We start from the raw sequence: 15,176 nt of genomic DNA on the forward strand, positions 1-15,176 counted from the left end.
AAAAGTTGAAGGTGGGCGACGGCGCAGGCCGTCACGCCACCGACAGGCCCTCGACCTTCTGCCAGCCGCGCGGCAGCAGGCCGCCGCGGCTGGCGCGCGCGCCGATGTAGGCGTCGAGTTCCTTGAAGGCCAGGGTCATCGTGCGCGCGCCCGACTGCACCAGCAGCGCTCCGCCCGGCGAGACCACGGCCAGCGCGACGACCTGCTCGGTGCCGCGCTTGGCCTTGGGGATCTCGATGATCTTGTTGCCTTTGCCCTTGTCGAGTTCCGGCAACTCGGCGACCGGAAACGCGAGCAGGTGGCCGGCGCTGGTGACCACCACCAGCCGATCGGCCTGGGCATCGCGGACCGCCGCCGGCTGCAGCACGGCGGCGCCGGGCGAGAGCGAGAGCATCGCCTTGCCGGCCTTGTTGCGGCCGGTGAGGTTCTCGAACCGGGTCACGAAGCCGTAGCCGTGCGAAGACGCGACGACGAAGCGGCTGTCGTTGTCGCCGGAGGCGAGGGTCTGGAACGCCGCGCCTGCGGCCGGCGAGAAGCGGCCGGTCAGCGGCTCGCCATTACCGCGCGCCGACGGCAGCGAATGGGCGATCGTCGAATAGCTGCGGCCGTTCGAGTCGAGGAAGGCGACCTGCTGCGTGCTGCGTCCGCGTGCGAACGCCAGCAGGCGGTCGCCCTCGCGGTACGACAGCCCCGCCGGGTCGACATCGTGCCCCTTGGCGGCGCGCACCCAACCCTTCTCGCTGACCACGATCGTCACCGGCTCGCTGGGCACCAGGTCGGTCTCGGCCAGTGCCTGCGCGCTGCCGCGCACGACCAGCGGCGAGCGGCGTGCGTCGCCAAACTTCTTGGCGTCGGCCAGCAACTCGTCCTTGATCAGTTTGCGCAGCTTGGCCTTGCTGGCGAGCGTGGCGATCAGGCGATCGCGCTCGGCCTCGAGCTCGGCCTGTTCGCCGCGGATCTTCATCTCCTCCAGCCGCGCCAACTGGCGCAGGCGGGTCTCGAGGATGTAGTCGACCTGCTCGTCACTCAGGCCGAAGCGCGCCTGCAGCACTGCACGCGGCTCGTCCTCGGTGCGGATGATGCGGATCACCTCGTCGAGATTCAGGAACGCGATCAACAGACCGTCGAGCAGGTGCAGGCGGCGCTCGACTTTCTCCAGCCGATGGGTCAGCCGGCGGGTGACGGTGTCGGTGCGGAACTGCAGCCATTCGCTCAGCAGCGCCTTGAGGTGCTTGACCTGCGGCTTGCCGTCCAGACCGATGACGTTGAGGTTGACCCGGTAGCTCTTCTCCAGGTCCGTGGTCGCGAACAGATGCCCCATCAACTGCTCGGCATCGACCCGGTTCGAACGCGGCACCAGGACCACGCGTACCGGGTTGGCGTGGTCGGACTCGTCGCGGATGTCCTCCAGCCACGGCAGCTTCTTGGCGCGCATCTGGGCTGCGATCTGCTCGATCACCTTCGACGGCGAGACCTGGTAGGGCAGGGCGGTGATGACGATGTTCGCGTGTTCCTTGTCGAACGTCGCGCGGGCACGCACGCTGCCGTGGCCGGTCTCGTACATCTGCAGCAGGTCGGACGCCGGGGTGATGATCTCGGCGCTGGTCGGGTAGTCGGGCCCGCGCACGTGCTCGCACAGGTCGCGCACGCTGGCGTCGGGATCGTCGATCAGGCGCACGCAGGCGCTGACGATCTCGCCCAGGTTGTGCGGCGGCACGTCGGTGGCCATGCCGACCGCGATGCCGGTGGTGCCGTTGAGCAGCAGGTGCGGCAGCCGCGCCGGCAGCCACGAGGGCTCTTCGAGCGTGCCGTCGAAGTTGTCGGTCCAGTCGACCGTGCCGTGGCCGAGCTCGGAGAGCAGCATCTCGGCGATCGGGGTGAGCTTGGACTCGGTGTAGCGCATCGCCGCGAACGACTTGGGGTCGTCGCTGGAGCCGAAGTTGCCTTGGCCGTCGATCAGCGGGTAGCGGTAGGAAAACGGCTGGGCCATCAGCACCAGCGCCTCGTAGCAGGCGCTGTCGCCGTGCGGGTGGTACTTGCCGATCACGTCGCCGACGGTGCGTGCGGATTTCTTGGGTTTGGCGGCCGCGCCCAGGCCCAGCTCGCTCATGGCGTAGACGATGCGGCGCTGGACCGGCTTGAGGCCGTCGCCGATGAACGGCAGCGCACGGTCGAGCACCACATACATCGAGTAGTCGAGGTAGGCGCGCTCGGCGAACTCGCGCAGCGGCAGCTGCTCGAAGCCATGGAAGGCGGGGCGGACGGACTCGGTCATCGGGACTGCGGCTGCGGGGGAGCCGGCGATTCTAGCGGGTGCCGGTCGCAGGGGACGAGCCGCCGGCCGAGGCCGGGCCGATGGGGCGCGGGTGCGGGAATCGCGCTCGGTCGCGCTATCATGCTGTCCCATGGATACCAAGCTGCGCGCGCGCGGAGTCTCCGACCCCGCCTCCTCTGGCGCCCGCCATCCGCTGTCGGGCGCGCCCCGGCGTGCTTCCCACTCGGGCTGCGAGGCCTGCCTGAGCCGGCATCTGGCGGTCTGCGCCGCACTGCCCGCCTCCGAGACCCATGCCCTGGAGGCCGCCGTCGGCGAGGTCGTGCTGCCGGCCGGCGCCACGCTGGTCCACGAGGGCGGTCCGCGCCGGGACGTCTACACCGTGACCCGCGGCATGCTGCGCCGGGTGCGGCTGCTGCCCGACGGCCGCCGCTTGGTCGCCGGCTTTCTGATGGAGGGCGATTTCATCGGCTTCAGCAGCGCGGCGCACTACAAGCACACGATCGAGGCGATCAACGAGTGCGTGCTGTGCGTATTCCCGATGCAGAACATGCGCCGGCTGTGCGAGCGCTATCCCGAGCTCGAGGCCGGCATGCTCGCGCAGGCCTGCACCGAGCTCGACGCCACCCGGGCCAGCCTGATGCTGCTGGGCCGGCTCGGCCCGAGCGAACGGCTGGCGGGCTTCCTGGTCGACATGGCCGAGCGCCAGCAGCGCCGCGGTGGCCGCGTCGATCGCGTCGATCTGCCGATGACCCGTGCCGATATCGCCGACCATCTCGGGCTGACGATCGAGACCGTCAGCCGCAGCTTCACCAAGCTGCGCCAAGCCGGTGCGCTCGCCTTCGACGACCCTCGCCGCATCGACCTCGTCGACCTGGCGACGCTGCGCACCACCGCAGGGCTGTAACGGTCCGCAGCTGCCCGACCGGGCGCCGATGGCGATGGCCGCGTCACGGCCGTGTGTTGGATCGACCAGGCGGGCGGCGCATGATGCCGGTCATGACGACCCGGCGTGATCCACGATGACCGACCGCGACGTCGGGGGGCCGTATGGTCAGGACGGGGCGTTGCGCCGCCCGCTGACGTTTCCGGTGGTGGGCATCGGCGCCTCGGCCGGCGGCCTGGCCGCGTTGCGTCGCCTGTTCGAACAGGCCCCGGCGACCGGCGGCCTGGCCTATGTGGTCATCCTGGATCTGTCGCCGCGGCACCAGCGCCAGGCCAGCCAGGAGCTGCGGCATTGCACGCCGATGCCGGTGATCGAGGTCAACGCGCCGACCCCGATCGAGCCCAACCACGTCTATGTGATCGCGCCGACGACGTCGTTGACGATGGACGACGGTTACCTTGGGGTGCGCGCCGTCGACCGGCCGGCGGGGCGGCACATCGCGATCGACGCGTTCTTTCGCACGCTCGCCGATGCGCACATGGACCGGGCGATCGGCATCGTGCTGTCGGGCACCGGCAGCGACGGCAGCGTCGGCCTGGCGCGCCTCAAGGCGCAGGGCGGGGTGGCGATCGCGCAACTGCCCGAGGATGCCGAGTACGAGGACATGCCGCGCAGCGCGATCGCCAGCGGTTGCGTGGATTTCGTGCTGCCGGCGGTCGAGATCGCGGGCAAGCTCGTGGCGCTGTGGCGCGATGCCAGGCAGATCCAACTGCCGCGCCCCGAGCCGCGGGCCGAGCACATTCCAGCGACCGCGCCGTCGACTGGTGAGGCGCGCGAGCGGGCGATCCGCGACATCCTGGAGATCCTCGCCCAAGTGCACCAGCGTGTGCTCGCGGGCGATGCGCCGCCGCCCGTGGACGATCGGCGCACCGGTGACGGCGAGGCGCTGCTGCAATTGGAACAGGAACTCCAGCGCACCCGAGACCGGCTGCAGGTCGCGATCGCGCAGTCCGAGGCTTCCAACGAAGAATTGCAATCGATCAAGGCCGCCCTGCGCTCGGCGACCGGGGAACTGGAGGCCAGCAAGGAGGAGCTGCGGTCGGTCAACGAGGAACTGATCCGCGTCAACCACGAACTGAAGTCGAAGGTCGAGGAAACGGCGAAGATCAATGACGAGCTGCAGACCTTCTTCAGCGCCACCGACATCGCCACCGTGTTCGTCGATGCCGGGCTGCGGATCAAGCGCTACACGCCCAAGGCCGAACTGATCTTCAACATCATTCCCGGCGATGTCGGCCGCTGCCTGCTCGACATCACCCACCGGCTGGAGTATCCCGAACTGGGCGAGGATGCCGGCAACGCGTTCGAGACCCTGCAACCGATCGAACGCGAGATCCGCAGCACCGACGGCAAGGGGTACGTCGCGCGCGTGGTGCCCTACCGCACCGCCGGAAACCGGATCGACGGCGCGGTGCTGACCTTCATCGACACCACCAGCCTGCGCTCCGCGGGCGAGCGTCGGGGCCAGGCCGACGCCAGTGTCCTGGCCCCGACCGATGTCGCGGTCCTGGTCGCCGACGGCCAGCGGCAGGTGATCTCCGCCAGTGGCGGCGTCGTCGACCTGCTGGGCTATGGCGAGCGCGACCTGCGGGGCACGCGGGTGGACGCGCTCTACGGCCAGCAGGAGCGCGACAGCGGGCAGCCCGAGCACGACTTCGTCCAGGCTGGGGCCGGCATGGCGGTCGAGGGGCTGCGCTGGTACCGCAATTGCCGCGGGGATCGCATCCAGTGCCGGGTCGCGCTGTCGGCGATCCGCGCGCAGGACGAGGTGGTCGCGTACGTGCTGCTGCTCGGCGCCAGACGCCAGGGCGGCGCGCGCTCATGGGCGGGACGCTACGAAGCCGAGACGTCGGTCACCTTGCGCGACGAGTTCCTCGCGGTGATGTCGCACGAGCTGAAGAATCCGCTGAACCTGATCAGCGTCAACACCGAGCTGATGGCCCGGCTGCCCGGCGTGCGCGAGTCGTCGAGCGCGATCGCCTCGATCGAGACCGTGCGGCGTGCGATCCGCAGCCAGACCAAGATCATCGACGACCTGCTCGACATGTCGCGCATCCGCACCGGCAAGCTCACGCTCAAGCCCGAACCGGTCGATGTGGGCATGGTCGTCATCGAATTGGTGGACGTCGCGCGACTGGATCCGGCATCGGTGGGCATCGCGTTCGGGATGCAGATCCCCGACGCGCCGATCATGGTGCGCGGTGATGCGTCGCGGATTGAGCAGATCGTCTGGAACCTGCTCAGCAACGCGGTCAAGTTCACGCCGCAGGGCGGACAGATCTCGCTGATGGTCGGGGGTGAGGCGCACTATGTGCGGCTGCGCGTGCGCGACACCGGGCAGGGCATCGATGCGCAGTCGCTGCCGCGGATCTTCGACCTGTTCGGACAGGGCACCGGCCATGCGATCGGCCGGGGCGGCGGCCTGGGCATCGGGCTGTCGCTGGTGCGCCAGCTCGTGGACCTGCACGGCGGCCGGATCGAAGCGCATTCCGACGGCCCCGGGCGGGGGGCCACGTTCACGCTGTGGCTGCCGCGCTTCACCTACCCATTGTTCGGGCCGGGCGAATCGGATGGCCGACACGAGGCGATGCGCTGGGACGGGCTGCGGATCCTGGTTGTCGACGACGATGTCGGCACCGCCGACGGGCTGGCGCAGTTGCTGGAGCTGCAGGGCGCCTCGGTCGTGGTCTGCCACGATGCGGCCCATGCGCTCGATCGGCTCGATGCGCAGGTCTTCGACCTGGTGCTGTCGGACATCGGCATGGACGGCATGGACGGCTACGCCTTCGCCCGCCAGGCGCGTGCGCTGGCCGGGGCCGATCGACTCGCGCTGGTGGCGCTCAGCGGCTATGCCCGGCCCAGCGACATCCAGGAGGCGAGTGCCTCGGGGTTCGACGCCCACCTGAGCAAGCCGTTGTCGATGGATGCCCTGGCGGCGGCGATGCGCGATGTCCTGGCCAAGCGGCAACCGCAGGCCTGAGTCCACGCAGCGATTGCAGCCAGGGCGTGCGGCGGCTACGTCGGCTCGTCCGTCTCGCCTTCGATCGGCGCGCGTACCAGCGCGAGCAGGTGCGCGCAGCCGTGTTGCGCGCGCGCCAGACTGCGGACGACGGCCGGGCGATCGTCGTGCTGGAGCAACAGCTCGATCATCTCCAGCGCGATGCCGACGCCATTGGCCGCATTGCGCAGGTCGTGCAGCCAGGCGGCCTGCCTGGCTCGAGCATCCATCGGCTGCAGCGGCGCCATCGGGCAGGTCCTGTGGGCGGGAGGAAGGCGCCTGGCCGGCGCAGGGCGACGGCAGCGACGGCAGATCCACAGTCGTGGTGTAGCTGCGGCGATGTCGCCGGTGCGTGCAGTGCGTGCCGCGAACGCGGCGACGGCCGGAAGCCGTTGCCCCCCCGGCCTTCTGCACGTGGCTTGCGCCGGGCCTGCGGGATCGCCCTTGAATGCGTTGACAAGCCGTGCGCGGATCGACAACATACGCGCCCTGACCTGCCCAGGTGGCGGAATTGGTAGACGCACTAGCTTCAGGTGCTAGCGGGGGCAACTCCGTGGAGGTTCGAGTCCTCTCCTGGGCACCAGGTCATCGCAGCCTTACCGACTGCGACAACGAACCCGCCGAGTGCGGGTTTTTTTGTCCCTGCCGTTCCTGACACGCGCTTTCGACTGCGGCCGGGAAGGGCGTCGCGACACGCGCCGGGCGTGTCCGATGGCGATCGTCCTGCCGACCGGTCCGCACGGTCCCGGCGCCAGCGGACAGGAGCGCGCGCGTCGTGTCCCGAGCACTGCTGAAGCTGGTCCTGGGTCCGCTGCTGGGCTTGTTCATCGTCTGCCTGGGCAATGGCTTCGTGTCGTCGTTGACCGCGTTGCGGCTGGACGCGGCCGGCGTGTCGGACACGATGATCGGCATCGTGTCCTCGTCGTACTTCGTCGGTCTGGCGCTGGGCGCGATGTTCAGCGACCGGCTGATCGCACGGATCGGGCATATCCGGGCCTACAGCAGCTTCGCCTCGCTGACTGCGGTGACGTTCCTGCTGCAGGGGCTGGTGTTCGATCCCTGGGCCTGGTTCGTGTTCCGGCTGATCAACGGCTGGGCGATCGTCGGCATCTTCCTGGTGGTCGAGAGCTGGCTGCTGCTCGCGGGCGATTCGCGCATGCGCGGGCGGCTGCTCGCGGTCTACATGATCGCGCTGTACGGCTCGGGCATGCTCGGCCAGCTCCAGTTGGGCGTCATCGACGGCTGGGGCGCGATGGCGCCGTTCATGGTCGCAGGCATGCTCGGCTCGCTGTCGGTGTTGCCGGTGGTGATCCTGCCGCGGGTCTCGCCCGAAGCCGGGGCGATCGAACCGCTGACGCCGCGCGACCTGCTGCGGGTGACGCCATCGGGCGTGCTCGGCTGTTTCGGTTCGGGCGTGGCGATCGCGGCGATCTACACCCTGCTGCCGATCTATCTGCAGCGCGTGGGCATGGACGTGGCCGAGGTCGGTCAATTGATGGCCTGCACGATTCTCGGTGCGATGGTGCTGCAGTACCCGGTCGGTCGCTGGTCGGACCGGCAGAACCGGCAGGTGGTGTTGCTGGTACTGAGCCTGGCGTGCGCGGCGCTGGCGCTGGCGATCCTGTGGCTGCCCGACGAGCGCTGGTTGCTGGCGGCCTTGCTGTTCCTGCTCGGCGGCGGCGTGTTCGCGATCTATCCGGTCGCCGTCAGCCACTCGGCCGACCGCGCCGCGTCCGATGAGTTGGTGCGGCTGATCCAGGGCCTGCTGCTGGTCAACTCCGTCGGCGCCGCGCTCAGCCCGTTGATGATCGCGCGGGTCATGAACCAGGTCGGCACGCAGGGGCTGTTCTGGTCGTTTCTGGTGCTCAACCTGCTGTTGGCCTGCGTGTTTCTGTGGCGACGCAGCACCTCGCCGGCACCGTTGCCGGCTGCGCCGTTCGAGCCGGTGGTGCAGGTCTCGCCGATCGGTGCGGAGTTCCGGGTCAGCGAGGCGATGGTGCAGGCCTCGCTCGATCGCGAGCAGCAGGAGGCGGATGCGGGGCAGGCCGATGACGCACCGCGCGCCTGAGGCCGCCTCGGCCAAAGGTCCAATGCCGCGCGTTGACAGCCGCGCACGCGCACCGCAAAATGCGCGTCTGACCTGCCCAGGTGGCGGAATTGGTAGACGCACTAGCTTCAGGTGCTAGCGGGGGCAACTCCGTGGAGGTTCGAGTCCTCTCCTGGGCACCAGGTCACGCAGCCTTACCGACTGCGACAACGAACCCGCCAAGCGCGGGTTTTTTTGTGGGCCATTTTCCAAATGCGCAATGCCAAGTCGCCTTGACTTGAGTCGGGCGCCAGCCCTCGCAAAACCGGGGTTCAAAACCGGGGTCAGAGTGCAATTCGCGCGGCGAAATTGCACTCTGACCCCGGCTTTGCGAGCGGCGCGCTCGACGCGGCCATCGGCCGTCAGTCCGCTGTGCGGATCTTCGCAACCCGACTTCGGGCGGGCACAGTGGCCCGCTGGAAGAAGGGGCACGCTTCAGGGTTCGGTACGTCGTACTGGCCCTGAATTGCGATAGCAGGGGGGGGCGACCTGCAGGGTGCGCCAACCGCTCTCGACGCGGGCCTCGCGGCGTGGGGTGTACCATGGCCGCAATGGCAAAACCTCCCAGCAAGCGCGGCAGTCGCCGCGATTCCGAACGTCCCGCCCCGGCCGCCAAACGCGGCGAGGCCGGCGGATCCTCCCACAGCGGCAAGCCGGCAGCCTCGTTGCCGCCCTGGATGCCCGATCCCGGTCTGCAGCGTGCGCTGCGCTCGGGCGCGCGCTCGGGATCGCGCCCGTCTGACAGACCCGTCGCATCCGCCCCGCCTGCGCCACGCCCGCCGGCGTCGCGTGGCGGCCGGATCGACGATCCGCACGCCAACCGCGAAGCGGCCCGCTACGCCAATCCGATCGCCAGCCGCGAGGCAATCCTGCAACTGCTCGCCGACGCCCCCGGGCCGCAGACCGCGACCGAACTGGCGCAGGCGCTCGAGCTGACGGATCCCGAGCGCTTCGATGCGCTCGGCAAGCGGCTCGCCGCGATGCTGCGCGAGGGCCAGTTGCTGCAGAACCGCCGCGGCGGGCTGGTGCCGGCCAAACGGCTGGACCTGATCCCCGGCACCGTCATCGCCAACCCGGAAGGCTTCGGCTTCCTGCGCCCGGACAGCGGCAGCGGCGACGACCTGTTCCTGCCGCCGGCCGAGATGCGCAAGGTCATGCACGGCGATCGCGCGATGGCCAGCCTGACCAACGTCGATGCACGTGGCCGCCGCGCCGGCGTCATCGTCGAAGTGCTCGAACGCCGCACGACCCGGCTGATCGGCCGGTTTTCGGTGGAGTCGGGCATCAGTTTCGTGGTGCCCGACGACCGCCGGATCCAGCGCAACGTGCAGATCCCGCAGGACGCGCGGCTCGACGCGCAGGACGGCCAGTTGGTGGTCTGCGAGATCGTCGCCCCGGGCGACGCGCGGCGGCCGCCGATCGGCAAGGTGCTCGCGGTGCTGGGCGATGCGTTGACCCCGTCGCTGGTGGTCGAGGCCGCGATCCACGGCCACCATCTGCCCCACGAGTTCCCGCAGCCGGTGCTCGACGAGGCCGCGGCGGTGCCCCTCAACGTCGAGGAGCGCATGCTCGGCGACCGCGTCGATCTGCGCGCATTGCCGCTGGTGACGATCGACGGCGAAGACGCCAAGGACTTCGACGATGCGGTGTATTGCGCGCCCAACCGCGACGGTTTCCGTCTGGTGGTGGCGATCGCCGATGTCTCGAACTACGTCAGGCCGGGCACGCCGCTCGACGATGAAGCACAGCTGCGCGCGACCAGCGTGTATTTCCCGGGTTTTGTCGTGCCGATGCTGCCCGAGACCCTGTCCAACGGCATTTGTTCGCTGATGCCGCGGGTCGACCGGATGTGCTTCGTCTGCGACATGCAGGTCGGCCGCGACGGCGAGGTGACCGGCGCGAAGTTCTACGAGGCGGTGATGAACTCGCACGCCCGGCTGACCTACACCCAGGTCTGGAAGGCGGTGGGCGAGCAGGACGAGGACGCGCGTGCGTCGATCGGCGCACTGCTGCTGCCGCAGGTCGAGCACCTGCACCAACTGTTCCGCGTGCTGGCCAAGGCGCGGGCCAAGCGTGGCGCGATCGAGTTCGAAAGCTCGGAGGTGCGCTTCGTGCTCGACAACCGCGGCGAGGTCACCCAGGCCGGCATGCTGGTGCGCAACGACGCGCACAAGCTGATCGAGGAATGCATGATCGCCGCGAACGTGGAGGCTGCGCGCTTCCTGCTCGAGGCGGGCATTCCCGCGCCCTACCGCGTGCACGACAAGCCGCCGGAGTCCAAGTACACCGACCTGCTGGAGTTCCTGAAGGAATTCGCGCTGCGCATGCCGCCGTGGGCGAAGGTGCAGCCCAAGGACTTCACCAACCTGCTCAAGAAGATCCGCGACCGCAGCGACGCGACGCTGCTCGAGTCGGTGCTGCTGCGCAGTCAGAGCCAGGCGGTCTATTCGACCGAGAACCTGGGCCACTTCGGCCTGGCGCTCGCAGCCTATGCCCACTTCACCTCGCCGATCCGCCGCTACCCCGACCTGCTGGTCCATCGCGCGATCAAGCATGTGCTCTCGGGCAAGCCGTTGGCGAAGTTCGACTACACGCCGCGGATGATGGAAAGCCTGGCGCTGCAGTGCTCCGAGCGCGAGCGCCGGGCCGACGAAGCCGAGCGCGAGGTCGATGAGCGCTACCGCGCAGCGTGGATGGAGAAGCATGTCGGTGGCCAGTTCGACGGCGTCATCAGCGGCGTGACCAGCTTCGGGCTGTTCGTCGAGCTCGACCAGTCGAAGGTCAACGGCCTGGTGCATGTGACCCAGTTGCCGAACGACTTCTACCGCTTCGATCCGGTGCGCCGGATGCTGACCGGCGAGCGCGCCGGCCGCGAGTTCCGGCTCGGCGACCGTGTGCGCATCCTCGTGCTCAAGGCTAGCCTGGAAGACCGCAAGATCGACTTCCGCCTGGTCGAGGAGGGCGCGCCGCAGCCCGGCGAGCCGAAACCGCCGCCGCCGCGCGGCAAGCCGGCGAAGCGCGAGAAGGCGCCCTACCAGTAGAATGGACGCCCCTTCGGGGCCGGGGCCCGGGTCCCGGCCCCGAAACGTGTGAGACCCCCAACGCCGAAGCCCGACGCATGAGCAGCAAACAGAACCAGTGGATCGTCGGCATCAATGCCGTCGCGGCGGCCGTCGAACACGACGCCGAGAACGTACGCGAAGTGCTGCTCGAGGCCGGGGCGAAGAACCCGCGGATCGTGGAGATCGAGACCGCCGCGCGTCGCCGCGACATCGACGTGCGTCGGGTCGCGCAGCAGGCGCTGGACGGCGTCGCCGGCGGCCTGCGCCACCAGGGCGCGGTTGCCCGCTACGCGGCGGCCCGGACCTGGGACGAGAACGAACTCGAGGGCCTGGTGGAAGCCGCCGAAGGCCGCGCGCTGCTGCTGGTGCTCGACGGCGTGCAGGACCCGCACAACCTGGGCGCCTGCCTGCGCAGCGCGGCGGCGGCCGGGGTCACAGCGGTGCTGATCCCCAAGGACAAGGCGGTGCAGGTCAACGCCACGGTGCGCAAGACGTCTGCTGGCGCCGCCGACCATGTTCCGGTCGTGCGCGTGACCAATCTGTCGCGCAGCCTGCGCGACCTGCAGAAGCTCGGCGTGTGGATCTACGGCCTGGCCGGCGAGGCGAGCGCCTCGTTGTACGGCCTGGACCTGCGCGGCAACGTCGCGCTGGTGCTCGGCGGCGAGGCCGACGGCCTGCGCCGGCTCACCCGCGAGCATTGCGACCAGTTGGTCACCATCCCGATGCCCGGCGCTGACGCCGCCGGCGGCGTGGAGAGCCTCAACGTCTCGGTCGCCTCGGGCGTGGTGCTGTTCGAAGCCGTGCGCCAGCGCCTGGGCTGAGCCCTGCTTGCCCGCCGGAACGGGCGGGCGGATGATGCGATCGGTTTTCGCGTAGAGGAGAACGGCATGGACCTGCTCTGGCATCAATGGTGCGGCATCGTCGGCGCGTCGCTGATCGTGCTGGCGTACTTCCTGCTGCAGGTGACGCGGTTGTCGGGCGCCGGCCTGCCGTATCTGCTGCTGAATCTGTTCGGCGCCATCGGCGTGGTGCTTTCGCTCTATGGCGGCTTCGATGTGACCGTGCTGGTGATGCAACTGGCCTGGATCGCGATCAGCCTGTTCGGCATCGTCCGCACGCTGAGCGCCCGCAGTCGGGTGACCGGTCTGCGCTGACGGCAACGCGTCCGATCACGGCGCGTCCGACGCCGGCGCATCCTGGTTCGACCGCGGCGGGTCAGGCCGCGGTCATCCCTTGCGGCAGCGCCTGCGCCAGAATGCCGCGCAGGAAGCGGGGACGACCCCGCCGCTCCATCCACATCCGGGGACGGCCCCATCGCCACGATGGAGGTATGTCATGTCCTGGATCATTCTCGTGCTGGCCGGTCTGTTCGAGATCGCCTGGGCGATTGGCCTGAAGTACACGCACGGGTTCACCCGGCTCTGGCCCAGTGTGGGCACGCTGGCGGCGATGGCGATCAGCGTCGGCCTGCTGGGGATCGCGATGCGCACGTTGCCGGTCGGCACCGCGTACGCGGTCTGGGTCGGCATCGGCGCGGTCGGCACCGTGATCCTGGGCATCGTGCTGATGGGCGATGCGGCCAGTCCCGGACGCCTGATCAGCCTGGCGCTGATCGTCGCCGGCATCATCGGCCTCAAACTCGCCGGCTGACCTGCGCAACTGATCTCGAAAGAAAGGTCTTCTCCCACACGCGGAGATGGCCATCGAAAAACCGGGGTCAGAGTCCAAATTTCGCAAGGCGAAAATTGCACTCTGACCCCGGTTGTCCTCTGGTTTGGCGAAGCACCAGGAAAGCGCCGAGGGCTGCGGTTCGGCGCCCGGTGACTGCTGCGAGACAGGTGAATCGCCGCCATCGCGATGCTGGCACCGATACCTCGCATCGAAGACCATAGCCGGCCCCACGTCGGCACGTCGCGCACGCGCCGGCCAGTTGCTGCCTGGAATCCGTCGTGCTCAGTGTCGTCGCCCTTGTCCTCGCCTCCTATCTCGCGCTGCGTCTGGTGCTGCCATTGCGCTGCGCGTGGCCCTTGCGTGTCGCATTGGCGGCGCTGATCTACGGGCTGGCACTGCATCACCGCATCGTTGCGCGCTTTGCCGGCAGCATGGCCTCGCCCGAGCTGCCGACGCTGGTCATCGCCGCGCTCGGCACCGGCTTCGTCGCGCTGCTGCTCACGGCGCTGCTGGTGCTGGTGCTGGACATCGCCACGCTCGCGGCCTGGGCGTTGCGCCGGCAGGGGGCACTGTCGGCGTTGCGCAAGCACTGGCTGCGGCCAGGGGCGGCCGCGCTGGCGCTGCTGCTGTCGCTGTACGGCACTTGGCAGGCGATGGCGGTGCCGAAGGTCCGCCAGGTCGAGATCGCGATCGCCGACCTGCCGCCGGCGTTCGAGGGCTATCGGCTGCTGCAGCTGACCGACATCCACGCCAGCCGACTGCTGACCGGCGACTGGGTCGCCGAGGTCGTCGCGCGTGCGAATGCGCAGCATCCGGACCTGATCGTCATCACCGGCGATCTGGTCGATGGCAGCGTGCGGGCGCGCGCCAATGACGTGCGTCCGTTCGCCGAGCTGCGCGCGCCCGACGGCGTCATCGCGATCACCGGCAATCACGAGTACTACGGCCAGTACCGCGAATGGATGGACGCGTTTGCGGCCTTGGGTATGACGGTGCTCGAGAACGCGCACCTGCGGATCGCGCGTGGCGATGCGGCGCTGACCGTCGCCGGCGTCACCGATCCGATCGCCGCGCGCTACGGCCTGCCGCAGCCCGATGCCGCGGCTGCGCTGACCGGCGTCGATCCGAAGGCGCCGGTGATCCTGCTCGACCACCGTCCGGGCGAAGCCCGCGCGCATGCCGCGCGCGGGGTGGCGCTGCAGTTGTCCGGCCACACCCACGGTGGCCACATCATCGGCATGGACCGTCTGGTCGCGCGCGCGAACGGTGGCTTCGTGTCCGGCCTCTATCCGGTCGACGGCATGCAACTGTACGTCGGCAACGGCGCCGGGTTGTGGCCGGGCTTTGCGACCCGGATCGGCGTGCCGTCGGAGATCGCGCTGATCACGCTGCGTCGGGCGGTGGACTGAGGTCGGCGGCTTCATCCGGCGGCGGCGGGGCGCCCATCGCCGGCCAGGCGTTGGCGATCCGGCAGAACAGCTGCGCGGTCAGCGTCGTGTCGTACAGCGCCGAGTGCGCCTGTGTCTGGTCCCACGGCAGGCCGGCGGCCTGCACCGCGCGGGCCAGTACGGTCTGGCCGTAGGCCACGCCGGCCAGCGTGACGGTGTCGAATACGCTGAAGGGATGGAACGGATTGCGCTTGTGGCCGCTGCGCTCGACCGCGGCGTTGACGAACCCCAGGTCGAAATGCGCGTTGTGGCCGACCAGGATCGCGCGCTGGCACTGGTGCCTTCGCATGGCCGCGCGCACATGCGCGAACACGTGCTCGAGCGCATCGCGCTCTGACTTGGCGAAGCGGAACGGATGGTGGATGTCGATGCCGGTCACTTCGAGCGACTTGGGATCGATCGTCGTGCCCGGCGCGGGCTCGACGTGCGCATGCGCCGATGCGTCGGCGACCAGACGGCCGTCGGCATCGAGGTCGAGCGGGATCGCGGCGATCTCCAGCAGCGCGTGCCGGCGTGCATCGAAGCCTCCGGTCTCCACGTCGACCACGACGGGCAGGAAGCCACGGAAGCGGCGGGCCATCGGCACAAGGGCGGTGGGGGCGGCAGCGGCCGGCGCGTCGATCTCAGGCATGCGCGCAAGCCTAGCAGAGCCTCGCGCTGGATCGGCTGCAGGAACCGGCACGCGGCCCGTCG

General features: G+C 69.5%; 11 protein-coding genes and 2 tRNA genes. 10 read left to right on the forward strand and 3 right to left on the reverse strand.

From position 1 onward, the window contains the following. Positions 1–31 precede the first annotated feature (31 nt). Positions 32–2,275 (reverse strand): DNA topoisomerase IV subunit A, encoded by a 2,244-nt coding sequence (parC, locus tag ABE505_RS11090; RefSeq protein WP_346443984.1) that lies wholly within the window; start codon positions 2,273–2,275, stop codon positions 32–34. Positions 2,276–2,405: 130 nt separating this feature from the next. Between parC and ABE505_RS11095 the strand changes: the two genes are divergently transcribed. Both ABE505_RS11095 and ABE505_RS11100 read left to right on the forward strand, forming a co-directional pair. Continuing rightward, on the forward strand, positions 2,406–3,179 hold the full coding sequence (locus tag ABE505_RS11095; RefSeq protein ID WP_346443985.1) for a Crp/Fnr family transcriptional regulator: 774 nt from the start codon (positions 2,406–2,408) through the stop codon (positions 3,177–3,179). 115 nt (positions 3,180–3,294) lie between these two features. Beyond that, the gene (locus tag ABE505_RS11100; protein WP_346443987.1) at positions 3,295–6,198 is read left to right on the forward strand and encodes a chemotaxis protein CheB; all 2,904 of its coding nucleotides are present in this window, start codon (positions 3,295–3,297) and stop codon (positions 6,196–6,198) included. 35 nt (positions 6,199–6,233) lie between these two features. Here ABE505_RS11100 and ABE505_RS11105 read toward each other — a convergent pair whose 3' ends face one another. Then, a complete protein-coding gene (locus tag ABE505_RS11105; protein WP_346443989.1) occupies positions 6,234–6,464 on the reverse strand; it encodes a hypothetical protein in 231 nt (76 codons plus the stop codon). A gap of 248 nt (positions 6,465–6,712) precedes the next feature. Here ABE505_RS11105 and ABE505_RS11110 point away from each other — a divergent pair. The 8 genes from ABE505_RS11110 to ABE505_RS11145 all read left to right on the forward strand — a co-directional run bounded on the left by ABE505_RS11110 (position 6,713) and on the right by ABE505_RS11145 (position 14,444). Then, positions 6,713–6,799 (forward strand) — tRNA-Leu (locus ABE505_RS11110). A gap of 192 nt (positions 6,800–6,991) precedes the next feature. Next, the gene (locus ABE505_RS11115; protein ID WP_346443990.1) at positions 6,992–8,284 is read left to right on the forward strand and encodes an MFS transporter; all 1,293 of its coding nucleotides are present in this window, start codon (positions 6,992–6,994) and stop codon (positions 8,282–8,284) included. 74 nt (positions 8,285–8,358) lie between these two features. Further along, a tRNA-Leu gene (locus ABE505_RS11120) sits at positions 8,359–8,445 on the forward strand. Positions 8,446–8,853: 408 nt separating this feature from the next. Further along, on the forward strand, positions 8,854–11,343 hold the full coding sequence (rnr, locus tag ABE505_RS11125; protein ID WP_346443991.1) for a ribonuclease R: 2,490 nt from the start codon (positions 8,854–8,856) through the stop codon (positions 11,341–11,343). Positions 11,344–11,420: 77 nt separating this feature from the next. After that, positions 11,421–12,185: a 23S rRNA (guanosine(2251)-2'-O)-methyltransferase RlmB gene (gene rlmB, locus ABE505_RS11130; RefSeq protein WP_337244900.1), complete on the forward strand. Its 765-nt coding sequence runs from the start codon at positions 11,421–11,423 to the stop codon at positions 12,183–12,185. A gap of 66 nt (positions 12,186–12,251) precedes the next feature. Then, entirely contained in the window at positions 12,252–12,518 is a 267-nt protein-coding gene (locus ABE505_RS11135) for a hypothetical protein (RefSeq protein WP_346443993.1), read from the forward strand. Positions 12,519–12,699: 181 nt separating this feature from the next. Further along, complete coding sequence (gene sugE / locus ABE505_RS11140; RefSeq protein ID WP_346443995.1) at positions 12,700–13,014, forward strand: quaternary ammonium compound efflux SMR transporter SugE; 315 nt, start codon at positions 12,700–12,702, stop codon at positions 13,012–13,014. Positions 13,015–13,313: 299 nt separating this feature from the next. Continuing rightward, complete coding sequence (locus ABE505_RS11145) at positions 13,314–14,444, forward strand: metallophosphoesterase (protein ID WP_346443996.1); 1,131 nt, start codon at positions 13,314–13,316, stop codon at positions 14,442–14,444. Here ABE505_RS11145 and rnt read toward each other — a convergent pair. Next, positions 14,419–15,114 carry a ribonuclease T gene (gene rnt, locus ABE505_RS11150; RefSeq protein ID WP_346443998.1) on the reverse strand — a complete coding sequence of 232 codons (696 nt, stop codon included), beginning with the start codon at positions 15,112–15,114 and terminating at the stop codon, positions 14,419–14,421. The genes ABE505_RS11145 and rnt overlap by 26 nt on opposite strands. Positions 15,115–15,176 lie beyond the last annotated feature (62 nt).

Source organism: Luteimonas sp. TWI382 (assembly GCF_039674545.1).
Classification (GTDB): domain Bacteria; phylum Pseudomonadota; class Gammaproteobacteria; order Xanthomonadales; family Xanthomonadaceae; genus Luteimonas.

Bases quoted from the DNA above. Each gene is read 5' to 3' on its own strand.
- parC (WP_346443984.1), bottom strand. From the start codon at position 2,275: ATGACCGAGTCCGTCCGCCCCGCCTTCCATGGCTTCGAGCAGCTGCCG.
- ABE505_RS11095 (WP_346443985.1), top strand. From the start codon at position 2,406: ATGGATACCAAGCTGCGCGCGCGCGGAGTCTCCGACCCCGCCTCCTCT.
- ABE505_RS11100 (WP_346443987.1), top strand. From the start codon at position 3,295: ATGACCGACCGCGACGTCGGGGGGCCGTATGGTCAGGACGGGGCGTTG.
- ABE505_RS11105 (WP_346443989.1), bottom strand. From the start codon at position 6,464: ATGGCGCCGCTGCAGCCGATGGATGCTCGAGCCAGGCAGGCCGCCTGG.
- ABE505_RS11135 (WP_346443993.1), top strand. From the start codon at position 12,252: ATGGACCTGCTCTGGCATCAATGGTGCGGCATCGTCGGCGCGTCGCTG.
- rlmB (WP_337244900.1), top strand. From the start codon at position 11,421: ATGAGCAGCAAACAGAACCAGTGGATCGTCGGCATCAATGCCGTCGCG.
- rnr (WP_346443991.1), top strand. From the start codon at position 8,854: ATGGCAAAACCTCCCAGCAAGCGCGGCAGTCGCCGCGATTCCGAACGT.
- rnt (WP_346443998.1), bottom strand. From the start codon at position 15,114: ATGCCTGAGATCGACGCGCCGGCCGCTGCCGCCCCCACCGCCCTTGTG.
- sugE (WP_346443995.1), top strand. From the start codon at position 12,700: ATGTCCTGGATCATTCTCGTGCTGGCCGGTCTGTTCGAGATCGCCTGG.